General features: G+C 43.3%; 10 protein-coding genes and 1 other RNA gene. 2 read left to right on the top strand and 9 right to left on the bottom strand.

What is annotated here, in order from left to right; genetic code table 11:
• Window positions 1–23: 23 nt before the first annotated feature.
• From L1070_RS03510 to L1070_RS03490, 5 genes are all read right to left on the bottom strand, one after another.
• Window positions 24–1037: a TniB family NTP-binding protein gene (locus L1070_RS03510; RefSeq protein ID WP_237124514.1), complete on the bottom strand. Its 1014-nt coding sequence runs from the start codon at window positions 1035–1037 to the stop codon at window positions 24–26.
• A gap of 2 nt (window positions 1038–1039) precedes the next feature.
• Complete coding sequence (locus tag L1070_RS03505) at window positions 1040–2878, bottom strand: Mu transposase C-terminal domain-containing protein (RefSeq protein WP_237124513.1); 1839 nt, start codon at window positions 2876–2878, stop codon at window positions 1040–1042.
• Window positions 2871–3425, bottom strand: a complete 555-nt coding sequence (locus L1070_RS03500; RefSeq protein ID WP_275423234.1) for a TnsA endonuclease N-terminal domain-containing protein — start codon at window positions 3423–3425, stop codon at window positions 2871–2873. Before L1070_RS03500 ends, L1070_RS03505 begins: the two co-directional genes overlap by 8 nt.
• Before the next feature lie 202 nt (window positions 3426–3627).
• Window positions 3628–3724, bottom strand: an RNA gene (ffs, locus tag L1070_RS03495) — signal recognition particle sRNA small type.
• 125 nt (window positions 3725–3849) lie between these two features.
• Window positions 3850–4746: a DUF3014 domain-containing protein gene (locus L1070_RS03490; protein ID WP_237124511.1), complete on the bottom strand. Its 897-nt coding sequence runs from the start codon at window positions 4744–4746 to the stop codon at window positions 3850–3852.
• 157 nt (window positions 4747–4903) lie between these two features.
• Between L1070_RS03490 and L1070_RS03485 the strand changes: the two genes are divergently transcribed.
• Window positions 4904–6064, top strand: coding sequence for a patatin-like phospholipase family protein (locus L1070_RS03485; RefSeq protein ID WP_237124510.1), 1161 nt, complete (start codon window positions 4904–4906; stop codon window positions 6062–6064).
• On the opposite strand, the gene L1070_RS03480 is transcribed toward L1070_RS03485, so the two are convergent.
• Window positions 6061–8028 (bottom strand): cation:proton antiporter, encoded by a 1968-nt coding sequence (locus tag L1070_RS03480; protein WP_237124509.1) that lies wholly within the window; start codon window positions 8026–8028, stop codon window positions 6061–6063. The genes L1070_RS03485 and L1070_RS03480 overlap by 4 nt on opposite strands.
• A gap of 146 nt (window positions 8029–8174) precedes the next feature.
• On the opposite strand from L1070_RS03480, the gene L1070_RS03475 reads away from it, so the two are divergent.
• Window positions 8175–9071, top strand: a complete 897-nt coding sequence (locus L1070_RS03475; protein WP_237124508.1) for a GGDEF domain-containing protein — start codon at window positions 8175–8177, stop codon at window positions 9069–9071.
• 45 nt (window positions 9072–9116) lie between these two features.
• On the opposite strand, the gene L1070_RS03470 is transcribed toward L1070_RS03475, so the two are convergent.
• The 3 genes from L1070_RS03470 to accA all read right to left on the bottom strand — a co-directional run bounded on the left by L1070_RS03470 (window position 9117) and on the right by accA (window position 11813).
• A complete protein-coding gene (locus L1070_RS03470) occupies window positions 9117–9470 on the bottom strand; it encodes a hypothetical protein (RefSeq protein WP_237124507.1) in 354 nt (117 codons plus the stop codon).
• Window positions 9463–10779: a tRNA lysidine(34) synthetase TilS gene (tilS, locus tag L1070_RS03465; protein ID WP_237124506.1), complete on the bottom strand. Its 1317-nt coding sequence runs from the start codon at window positions 10777–10779 to the stop codon at window positions 9463–9465. Before tilS ends, L1070_RS03470 begins: the two co-directional genes overlap by 8 nt.
• A 77-nt stretch (window positions 10780–10856) precedes the next feature.
• Window positions 10857–11813: an acetyl-CoA carboxylase carboxyl transferase subunit alpha gene (gene accA / locus L1070_RS03460; RefSeq protein ID WP_070984268.1), complete on the bottom strand. Its 957-nt coding sequence runs from the start codon at window positions 11811–11813 to the stop codon at window positions 10857–10859.
• Window positions 11814–11826 lie beyond the last annotated feature (13 nt).

Raw genomic sequence — 11826 nt, 5'->3', positions numbered from 1 at the left:
CAAAAGTTACCTCTAAATTTTTATCATTTCTTCAACAACCGCACCAACGGGACTTTCTTACAAAACTGGGGACCTATAAACGGATCTTCATCTTGAGGCCCATCAGGTTTAAACGTGGAATACTGTTCCACCTCACATCCCTCAATTTCATTAACATTCATCTCAAATACATTGTCGAGTTCTGGCCGCCATGCCTTAAACGCAGAACTTAAGCATTGCTTGTTGAGCGTTACAGTGTCACTGATAAGTGCTTCGGTAAGTGCTGAGTCTAAGAAGTTTTTCAGCTTTCGAAGGCAGCCATTTGAAATGGCAAAAAGTGATAATACAATTTCCAAATCCTCAAAGCGGGGTTTGTCTGAAAATGGCAATCGATTTGCAAACCCCTTAAGAACACGAATAAATAGTTGAAGCTCTTTTTTCTCTGATATTTTAAAGTAAGGAATAAAGCGGCGAATAAAAATACGTGATGACCACTGAGGCTCATCGGCTATTTGATCTATCCAAGGCATACCGACTAATACAATGGAGATCCCCGCTTTTTCATTAATGTATTTAAACTGATTTGCAATGTCTCGGCGCTTTTTACCTAGGTTGTTTTCAACAAGCTCTTGAAACTCATCAATAATAATTAGCTCCGTACCTGAGCGTTTTAGTTGCTCAACTAAACTTTCAGCCAACGCGATTTCATTGCCATGTTTAAGTCGTTTGCTAGATTTAGCTCCAAACTGTCCTAGGTCGTGCAGCAACTGCTTTAAGGTGGATTCAATTGATGGGTTACTCGGTATTCGGCTTAGCAGTACGGGGACTTTGCGCCGGCCATCAGCAAAGTGTGGTGGGTTGTTTTCGTAATAATGTTTAATCAATGCAGATTTACCACAGCCAGTATCACCACTTAACATCATGCATGGCTTTTCACCCGCAAGGTCGTGATGCAAACGCAGTTTGTCGAAATCATTTATGATGGTCTTTGGTATGGTGTATTCAATAAACACCGCTTTGAATTGATTGAGTTTTGCCTTTTTAGCCTCGGTCAGCATAACTAAAACGCCTCAAGATCTGAGACAAAATCATCCCAGTTATCGTCGTCTTTTGGCTGATCCGTTTTTATCTCTTCTTTGTTTTTAGAGGGTAAGGCTGGAGCTGCTATTGAGGTCAGGTTTTCATTGTTAATATTTTTAGCTCTAGCAATTGCTTTCACCCCTTTAACTTTCGCTTTTCTGAGGGCTTGAGAGACTTCTTTTACTTCCTCTTCAATGCGCTCGTTAATGTAGAGCCTAGCCTTAGCTAAACTTACCTCATCAACTTTTTCATAAGTATTTTCTCTCAAAAGGCGAACATTTATCTTATGCATATCAAGTGAAAGACCTTTAATTTGTTCTTGCTTAGGACTCACACTTGGCACAGTAATATAGCCATCTTCACCTTTTATAAATACATAAATTTCAGAGAGATCGTTTGGATTTATTTTGATAGTTACTTTTCTTGATTCATTTCGTGCCATTAGCTTTCGCAGGCTAGAAAGCTCATCACTATCATACCTAATGTGTTCATATGTAATACCACCCTTGCGTATGGTGCGCTCAGCGGTAATACCTAGAACGACGTCTAAATCTTCTATTTCTTGAGCATCCAACGTATACACTGGCGTTTTCTCATTCCCTTCTTGCCACAATTCATATGGTATATAGCGGTAACGTGAATCTGGTTCCTTATGATAAACGTCTATAACCCACTTATGAAACTGATGAACATATGTACTAAATCTTACATGAGCATATTTCTTTGGATCATAATCATGTTTTTCGGCTATGTTTGAGAAGGTTTTCCCGAGGATATCACCATTGTACTTATTGTTGATCGTCTTAAATGCACCTTCTACAAAAGGTTTATGCCAAGGACGTTCTATTTTGTTAAATTGGATATTTGTAACTACCTGACGGCAAGCAGAGTCTAACGATTCACACCAAAACTCGCAGGCGTTATCAACCACTAAAGTACCTATCTTTCCATGACACGGCCAATCACCTGTTATATCAGAATACCTACTTACGATAGACTCCTTTGGTATCATTGCTTGCCTTATAGCCTGCATTACAGCGATATAGCCTGGGCTTTTAAAACCAATATGAAATCCAATAATGCACCGGCTATATACATCCATCAGTAATGTTAGATTGGCCCGACCCAAAGGCACGAGTGTTTCATCATCAAGCAAAATTACATCCAATGGAGTGTGATCAATTTCTACTCTTTCTAAAGGTCTTAGAGGTAAGGTGTGGCTATCAACTTTGGCAAACTCAATATCAGCAAGTCGTTTGCCATATCTATCCACCATCAGATCATATTGAGGTAAGCTGTCTATTCGGTTTTTGAATGCTTTGTAAGACAAAGCTTTTAAAGGCGTAGAGATAACCGAATCGTTCTCCAATGTTATGAGGTCTTTGTAATATCTATACACCGCCGCAACAGATAGGCGCTCTTTTGTGCGATAGCGATTCAGAGCCATCTCGAAAAATTTGTCTGTCTCTGAAAGTGTATTTCTATTGCCCTTGCGGTCGTGCCTCGGGACGAGCGAAAGTATGTTTCCGCCTGATTCTACATATAGCTTGTGCCACCTTGCTAACGTTCGCCATGAAGGAACCTTTTCCCCTTCAAAGCTTGGGATATCTTTTAACAAAGAAGTTAAGTTTTTCTCCGTCCATCCTCCAATCAATCGTTTTGAAATCCATTGCAAATATTTAGTTCGAGCAACTGCGGTTTGTTGGATGTTTTTAGGATATGTAGCTAAATCTCGATTAATTGACTTCGGCTCAATGGGCTTAAATAGTGCAGGCTCATTAGTAAACTCATCTTCAAAACCAAAGTCATCTTTATTCATCACGCCATACCAGTGAATCTAAGCTGAGCTTAGAAGAAAGATCTGAGCTAATTTTACCAAGAGTTAACAGCCTACAAATTGAAGAAAAGATATCACCCACGGTTACTTTGATAAGTTGGGTAAGTTCACCAACACGAAGTTTTTTATAACGAGCAAGTAGATTAAGAATAGTAAGTTGTAACTCTGTAAGTGCTTGATACCCTGCATACTGATGTAATAGCTTAAGATTATCCAGCATGGGTTCAATACAAATCTGTGCATCTGTCACTAAGACAAGATCAATTCCGAGATCTTCTCTAGCTGTTTTGCGTTTTTGAGAGAATCGAGCAATAAAGTCTGAGCTTTCCGTTTTATATTTAGGTTTAATTTCAATCAGCTGCTGTTTATTTGATGTATTGGTGAGCAGAAAGTCGGGGGTATACCTGTTGCTTTTCCCTTCAAATTCATACATGAAACCCAGGGGCTGCGCTTCAAAACATTTTATTTTAGGGGAATATTCAAAATGAAAGCATGCATCATACTCGAGTGAGCTTTCGACTAAACACATACAATTGTTCTTTGCGCTGGCAAATTTGTATAAGTTTTTTACTCTGGAATGTTTGAGCTTCCGCCTAATCATTATTAGATCCAACGATTTGTGCTCATTAATAATTAGACTATGACAGGTTATTATGCAAATTCTGACAGGTTTGAAGGGCTAATATGACAACTTACACTTCAAACAACAAAAATAAAAATTTGGGTGGTAGTCTTACCAGCCACATCCCGGCACACAAGTCACAAGCTGTGGCTGCTCCCTTCCGGGCCTGACCAGATTCACCTGCTATTGTTGCGAGAGGACCAATAAGACTACCATTGAGGGCCTTGTTTGGCGCGGGAAGGATTATCTCTAGTTTCGGGTATAGTTTCAAGGGAAAACTGGGTTAAATAAGCCAACTGCTTAAACATCCAGCAGTTGGCTGTTGGGATTGCTACTTATTGAGCGACTTTTGTAGGGCTTCTAGGCGCTGTTTTACTTTTTTCATGTTCTCTGGGCCCATGCGTAAAAACTGCTTTTGCGCCTCAGATAGTTGCTCCCACTCTGGATAAGCATAACGATACGTTACGGAGTCTTTGATAAGCGGAATGTTACTCTTTGGAATTGGCGTGTTTAAAAGCTCGGTAATGGCTTTATCTAGCGTCAGGTTAAAATCTTCTCCATCATAGCCAATTTCTTCATAGGCTTGTGAGATAAGCGGCTTAAACCTGTCAAATAAGCGTACAATTTGCGCCGTGCTCATGCTCGATAAAAGATCAACATACGGTGTATAGCGCTCAAAACTATTTGGGTCGGTCACTACAATATCACCCTCAAGAGCCATAAACGGTTCTTGTGGTTTTTTCACGGGCATGTGTTTTTCAGCGATTTTACCTTTGGCAAGATTGTCCACAAACACCACGCCACGGCGTACCATATCGTCACTCACCAACAGTGCTAACGCTTTTTCACTCATCAGCTGCGCTACGCTTTGTTTTACTACTTCATCGCTGTTATCCAGCGCTGGTAGTTCAGGCTCTTCTGGTGTGGCCGTTTCTACTTCTAGTGGCGATTCATCACGCTGAGCTTGTGGGGGTTGTTCAACGGGCTCCGGGGCATTTTCTGGCTCAACATCCTGTTGTTGTGACTGTGCGGTATTGAGCTGTTGTGAGCTTTGCGGCTGCTCAACGACGTCTTGAGAGAACTTGGTATTTTCTTGCTTGTGCTCATTTTGTTTTGATAATACAAAAACCACTACCACCACTAATGCAACCAAAACGCTGGCTGCCAGCAACAATTGACTGCGTGACGGACCCTTTTTGTGAGTATGCTCCGAACTGGGCTCTGACATAACCGCTCCATAAAATTAGCTTGAAAAACAATATTCTTTTGAATATTTAAAAATTAAAACATAAAGTAAAAGTGAAAGCACTTATACTGCGATGATAGCAAGACTATTATCTACTGATGAGCAATATAGTCAAAAGTTCATTATTTTTCGAGGATATATGAATTTAAAACAACGCAAAGCTAATCGTCCAAAGGTCGCCTTGCTGCTTACCGGTGGTGGCGCTCGAGCCGCCTATCAGGTAGGTGTGCTCAAAGCATTAGCGCTGAGCATGCCACGCACTGCACCACTGCCGTTTCAAATCATCAATGGCACCTCCGCAGGCGCTATAAACTCAGCGGCGCTTGCTTGCTATGCCTCTTGTATGCACTTGGCTGTGCGCAAAATTGAATGGGTATGGAAGAGTTTCCACTCACACATGGTTTATCGTAGTGACTTTCTCGGGGCATTTGGCTATTTGATTGCCAATGCTATGCGTAGTTTTCAATCAAGCCACCTTAACCATCCACCTGCAAGCTTACTTGATAATTCACCGCTGCGTAGTTTGTTAAGTGAGGTATTAGATCTCGGTCGTATTGAGCGAAATATACATAAACAGTTTATTGATGCTATTTCTATCACAGTATCGAGCTATTCCACTGGCCGTTCGGTGGCCTATTACCAAGCCAAAGATGCCGAAACCTGGCAACGAGCAAAACGAGAAGGTGTGCCCGGTCGTATTTCGTTAGATGTATTGATGGCCTCCAGCGCTATTCCTATGGTGTTTCCAAGCGTTCGGGTTAAACACCATTACTACGGTGATGGCTCCATTCACCAATTATCACCGCTGAGCCCTTCTATTCATTTAGGCGCAGAGAAAATATTTGTGATTGGTGTGGAGCAACCCAAAATACGCGCGCCTTTAGGATATGAGCCACATTTTCCGGGGATGTCAGCAATTGCTGGTCACTTGCTCGACAGTGTATTTAGCGACACGCTGCAATCTGACTTGGAGCGACTACAACGCGTTAATCGCACCATTGGCCTGCTACCATCTCGCGAAAAACACAATGAGCTAAAGGTGATAGATACTTTGGTGGTCAACCCAACCGTTAACTTTAGAGACATTGCCGAGCAATATTACGATGATATGCCGCTGGCCATTAAAGTGCTACTACGTACCATTGGTGTTAAACGCCACTCCAGCTCAAGTTTAACCAGCTACCTGTTGTTTGAGAAAAGTTATACCCAACACTTGATAGAAATTGGCTATCAAGATGGAATGGCAAGATTAGATGAAATGCGCGCGTTTTTAGAGCTCGATAGTAACAAGTGGCGTTAACCGTTCAACAAATATTGTTCGGCGCGCTCCACTCTCCTTGGCTTACCCTTGAGCACTAATACATCACTAGCTTGCAACACCATACTTTGTACTGGTGACGACAGCTCTTCGCCATTTCTGCGAAGCGCAGTAATGGCCACTTTTTGTTTATCTAGATTCAGCTGCTCAATGGTCTTATCAACAGCAAATGCTGACTCTGGCAGTGCTAACGCATGAAGGTATTCGAGCCTGTCTACGTTCGCCTCAAGCGGGTCTTGCTCATCTCCGGCAAAAAAGCCATGTAAATATTCGTAGCGATTGTGGCGCTCTTTACTCACTCGCTTAAAAATGCGCCGCATCGGCACCCCCGACATATGTAACACATGCGATACCAGCATTAAGCTTGCCTCCAAGGCTTCAGGCACCACCTCGGTTACGCCCAAAGCTTTGAGTGAATCCAAATAGCTATCATCGGTGGAGCGCGCCAATATTTTAACCTCAGGCGCGACACGCTTTATCGCATCGATCACCTCTTGGCTTTGGTTAAAGTCCGAGCAAGTGATGATCACCAATCGCGCCTTGTCGACATTGGCTGACTTTAATAGTGCTTGCGACCCTGAATAACCAAACATCACCGGCTCCCCTGCGGTTTGGGCTTCTTGGACCAACATTGGGTTGCGCTCAATCGCCACGTAGGGAATCGCTTCAGGCTTTAAAAACCGCGCAATCGTTTGCCCCACTCGCCCATAGCCTAAAATCACCACATGGTCGCTCAAGCTCTCGGTATTAATATTATGGTTGTAGTCGTTTTTATATCGTTCACCATTGATATTAAGCGTGCGTAGTATGACGGAGGTTCTATCAATCATGTAGGGAGTAATCGCCATAGATAGCACCCCAAGTGCCACTAAAAAGGATGCGCTGTTTAAATCCAGTAGATTGTGTTTGCTTGCCAGCGCCACAAGCACAAAGCCAAACTCCCCCATTTGCCACAGTAAAATCCCCGCGGCCACCGCATCTTTCTTCCGCTCTCCCATGAGCTGTGCAAGTAACGCGATGATCAATACCTTAAGTAGTAGCAATGCGCCTAAAGCCAAAATGATGTAGGCAATTTTATCCGCCACATAAGGCACATTGAGTTGCATCCCTACCGTGACAAAAAACAGCCCCATTAAAATATCTCGAAATGGCCTGATCTCGGCTTCAAGCTGATGCCTATATTGGCTCTCACCAAGCATCATCCCCGCCAAAAAAGCGCCCAGTGCCATTGATAGACCAAACAAATAAGTCAGCCCACCTGCACACAAGGCTACTACCAAGGTGGTCAGCACAAACAGCTCATCGGTACGTACCGAGGCTACTTCATTAAATATTTTAGGCAAGCACCATTTACCAATGGCCCAAAGTAATAAACATACAAATGCGCCTTTTGCCAAAGCAAAAGTCAAAGCCCCGATGAGTACTTGATTGTTTGATTGAGCAATCAGCGGAAAGGCAATCAATAAGGGCACAACGGCAATATCCTGAAACAACAACATACCAATCGCCAACTGCCCCCGACGTAAGTTGAGTTTGCCGCTTTCTTTGAGTATTTTAACAACCACAGCGGTTGACGACAGCGCCATCAAACTGGCTATCACAAACGCACTGAGCCAATCATAATTAAGTGCTTTAACAACAAACATGCCCACTATGGTGGTTATTAACACTTGCAAACTGCCAAGGCCAAACACCAAATTGCGCATTGCCATAAGCTTTGGAACAGAAAACTCCAAGCCAAGACTAAACAACAAAAACACAATGCCAAGCTCTGCTATAAAGTGCATTTCATAACTGATGCTCATCCAGCCAATGCCGTGACTGCCAGCTAACACACCTGTAACTAGATACGCCAAAATGGCCGGCAAGCCAACACGCTTAAATAGCCACACCAAAACCACAGCGGCAAGCAAAAGGGCAAAAACCTCGGCAAAAATGTTCTGCAAATGGCCTCCAAGGCGTCAAAAATCTGGAAAATAGAGAAAGTGTTTGTCAATTAAATATAGCAAGCAACTGTTTTTCAGCCAGTTTAAATTGTTGGCACAATTCTCGCTTAAAGTAAGACAATAGTAGTACATTAGGGGAATATTGAATGGAAAATGTCCATATTTTGGCTCAACGCGTGTCAACACGCGGCGATTATTTGCCGTTCAACACCGAGCAATATATCAACCGTGAGGCAGATCCCATCTATAAACTGATAGAAGAGTTGCAAACAACGCTTCATATCGACGAGTTATTAACCGTGTTTGCTGAACACGTACAGCGCATTATCAAACTCTCAGGTCTACAATTTCACTCATCGTTGGGTGTAGCGCAAATGTACAACAGTGACAATCAGCATACGCCATACAAGTTTGATCTTGAGCTCAACGAAGAGCATCTAGGCCAGCTTGTTTACTTCTGTCAGTATCAGCTAAGTGATGCGATAAAGGAGAAGTTATGCCGTTTGCACAGTACACTGCTTTATCCAATGCGTAATGCTTTGACGTATAACAGAGTACTAAAACTTGCCACTAGAGACTCGTTAACAGGCCTTTATAATCGCAGCCAATTTAGCGACAACTTAGCGCAGCGTATCGAGCGTGGCCGCCGCCTACAAAGTAATTTCAGTTTGATGTTGCTAGATTTAGACAATTTCAAGCAAGTTAATGACCGTCACGGCCACAGCGCAGGTGATGAAGTATTGATTAAATTTGCAGATATCTTAAAGCAATCGGTGCGTACCACAGACACGGTATATCGTTTTGGTGGCGATGAGTTTGCTATCATCATTGACGACCCGCAATTTACCACCAATAAGGTCATTGCTGAGCGCGTTATGCATGCAGTACGCCAGTGCCATTTGCTGTCTAAGTTTGCTGTCACAACCAGTATCGGCTACACACTGTCTAACATAAAAGACTGTGAGACGAGTATTTTTGCCCGTACAGACAAAGGCTTGTACAAAGCCAAAGCAGATGGTCGTAACTGCGCAAGAACTAGCTAGTAATTCTTTGGCAGGCTCTGCCTCCCTAAGTGGAGCCTGCAATTTTTAATGCTCGACGGCATCTCTTAGAAACCCTACGCGATAAATGATCAGCGCTAAGGCGAACCCAAAAAAGTAGCCATTTATTACCCAAGCCAGCGCCACAAAGTTACTCAACTCACTGACTATGATCAGCATTAATGGCATCAACAGTGCGAAAATAAAAAAGCTGCCACCTTTTTCATGCCAGTACAGCAGCAGAAAGGTAGAGCTTATAGCACCAAACAGCAATGAAAACAAAAGGTTAGACAACAGTGGTGCACCGTCAACCACACCTAACAGCGCAAACAAAGCGATATTGAACAGCAACGCCCAAGGTGCTTTGCTAGCCAACGATTTTCCGATTTCTTGATTATTCACTTTTTGTTACTTCCCATTGTATACCTTGTTGCGCATCGAACAGCGTATGTTCCAAATAAAACCCAACAACTTGTACTAACTGTTCGTTATAAAAAATAAGCGGCACATGGTCACGTTGCCAGCTCGGCACGCCCGCTTCTTTTAGCCAATGTCTTACTGTGTTGCGACCAGGCTTATTCAACGGTCTGATCCTCTCATTCATGCGGCCAAACTGTACCGACACTTGCTCATCACCCTTTGGTAAGCGGACTCCCCGACCAAGGTGAGGCGTAATTATGTTGCTATCATCTATTTTTACGCAGCGTGAATGGGTAATGATCTGTGATGTTGGTATTATTTGTGGCGTGACGACATACAAATGCTGTCGATATCGTTTAATTTCAGCATGCCCCAAAGAAATACCCAGCTGCGCATCTTGTTTGCTGGTAAAAGCCTGATGCAACAGCTGTGACAACACCACCTTTGCTGGCATTTTCAGGTTATGACTTTGTAGCCAAGCTCGCACCACATTGGCCTGCCGAGCATGGCTAAGCTTTGCCAACGCAACCAAATCTAATGTGCGCTCTGCGGTTTGACACAGTTGTAAATCTTGCTCAGTGATCTCTTCAATCAACAACTGCTGTTGCTGTAGTAATTCAATACTACGCAGGGCGCTATTAACAAACCCCTTGAAGCGTGACTTAAGTAACGGTAAAACTTGATTACGCAAAAAGTTACGGTCGAATCGATCGTCTTGATTGGAATGATCTTCAATGTGAGAAATGGTAAAAGTTTTTGCAAATGCTTCAATATCTTGGCGACTTACGTTGAGTAAAGGCCTGATACACTGACGCCCTGACTCAAGTAAAATGCTCGGTCGCATTGCCGCCAAACCGGTTAGCCCTGAACCACGCTTCAACCTTAGTAAGAATGTTTCCAGTTGATCATCAGCATGTTGCCCTAAAACTAACACGCCACCTGTAGCTGCAAGTTTATCAAGCGCTGCGTAGCGTGCCTCGCGCGCTTGGGATTCTAAGCTATGGCGTGCCTTTTGCTCGACCAACACTGAGGTGGCTTTAAATTCAATATGTAAAGACTGACAAAGACGTTGGCAAAACTGCTGCCACATAGGTGAGTCAGCCGACAGGCCATGATCGATATAAATAGCCTCTACCATACACTCAGGTTGCTCTGTGCGTAACGTATGGCACAGATGCAGTAGCACTACAGAATCAACGCCTCCCGACAAGGCTACACTCATAGGCCTGCGATTTGGGTTTAACGCATCAACTGCTGATAAAAACTGTTTGTATAGCGTGGTATCTTTCATAATTCACAACGTAAAAAAGCCGCTCATAGCGGCTCTTTTATTGTATCACTGGATCAGTGCATAAACACAACTGACTTTTAGCAATAACCAAAAGACATCAGTCTTTGATAGCGCTGCTCTAGCATCTTATCAGTGCCCAATTCTTCCAGTTCAGCTAAATCACGCTTTAGCTGCACTTTGAGGTTTTTAGCCATACTATCGTAATCACGATGTGCGCCACCTAAAGGCTCTTCAATGATGTTGTTGATCAGGTCCAACTCTTTTACGCGTTGCGCAGATACACCCATAGCTTCAGCAGCAAGTGGCGCTTTTTCTGCACTTTTCCAAAGAATTGAAGCACAGCCTTCTGGCGAAATAACTGAGTATGTGCTGTATTGCAACATGTTTACACGGTCGCCCACGCCAATTGCCAACGCACCACCTGAGCCACCTTCACCAATAACCGTACAAATGGTTGGCACTTTCAATGCGGCCATAACTTTTAAGTTACGTGCAATGGCTTCACTTTGACCACGCTCTTCAGCACCTACGCCTGGATAAGCTCCAGGGGTGTCGATAAACGTGATAATTGGCATTTTAAAACGCTCAGCCATTTCCATCAGGCGTAACGCTTTGCGATAACCTTCAGGTTTTGGCATGCCGAAATTGCGTTTAATTTTTTCAGCCGTGTCACGCCCTTTTTGCTGACCGATCACCATAACAGGTTGACCATCAAGACGCGCAACTCCCCCTAAAATAGCCGGGTCATTGGCAAATGTACGATCCCCTGCAAATTCATCAAACTCAGTAAAAATACGGTTGATGTAATCGCGAGTGTACGGACGAAGTGGATGACGAGCCAATTGAGAAACCTGCCAAGCACCTAAGCCTGAAAAGACCTTTTTGGTTAACTCAACGTTTTTCTCTTTTAAACGCGTAATCTCTTCTTCAAGGCTCAGATCTAAACTGCCTGAACGGCTAACATTTTGTAACTCTTTTATTTTTACTTCCAATTCTGCAATGGGAAGCTCAAAATCAAGATAATTGAGGCTCATGCTCTAAACTACC

The organism is Pseudoalteromonas sp. MMG022 (assembly GCF_021654245.1).
Taxonomy (GTDB): domain Bacteria; phylum Pseudomonadota; class Gammaproteobacteria; order Enterobacterales; family Alteromonadaceae; genus Pseudoalteromonas; species Pseudoalteromonas amylolytica.
Note: the sequence above shows the minus strand (reverse complement) of the source record. Positions and strands in the feature narration are given on the sequence as shown.

What these genes read in the sequence shown, in the direction of transcription:
- L1070_RS03510 (WP_237124514.1), bottom strand. Translation starts at nt 1,037, where the DNA reads ATGCTGACCGAGGCTAAAAAGGCAAAACTCAATCAATTCAAAGCGGTG.
- L1070_RS03505 (WP_237124513.1), bottom strand. Translation starts at nt 2,878, where the DNA reads ATGAATAAAGATGACTTTGGTTTTGAAGATGAGTTTACTAATGAGCCT.
- L1070_RS03500 (WP_275423234.1), bottom strand. Translation starts at nt 3,425, where the DNA reads ATGTGTTTAGTCGAAAGCTCACTCGAGTATGATGCATGCTTTCATTTT.
- L1070_RS03490 (WP_237124511.1), bottom strand. Translation starts at nt 4,746, where the DNA reads ATGTCAGAGCCCAGTTCGGAGCATACTCACAAAAAGGGTCCGTCACGC.
- L1070_RS03485 (WP_237124510.1), top strand. Translation starts at nt 4,904, where the DNA reads ATGAATTTAAAACAACGCAAAGCTAATCGTCCAAAGGTCGCCTTGCTG.
- L1070_RS03475 (WP_237124508.1), top strand. Translation starts at nt 8,175, where the DNA reads ATGGAAAATGTCCATATTTTGGCTCAACGCGTGTCAACACGCGGCGAT.
- tilS (WP_237124506.1), bottom strand. Translation starts at nt 10,779, where the DNA reads ATGAAAGATACCACGCTATACAAACAGTTTTTATCAGCAGTTGATGCG.
- accA (WP_070984268.1), bottom strand. Translation starts at nt 11,813, where the DNA reads ATGAGCCTCAATTATCTTGATTTTGAGCTTCCCATTGCAGAATTGGAA.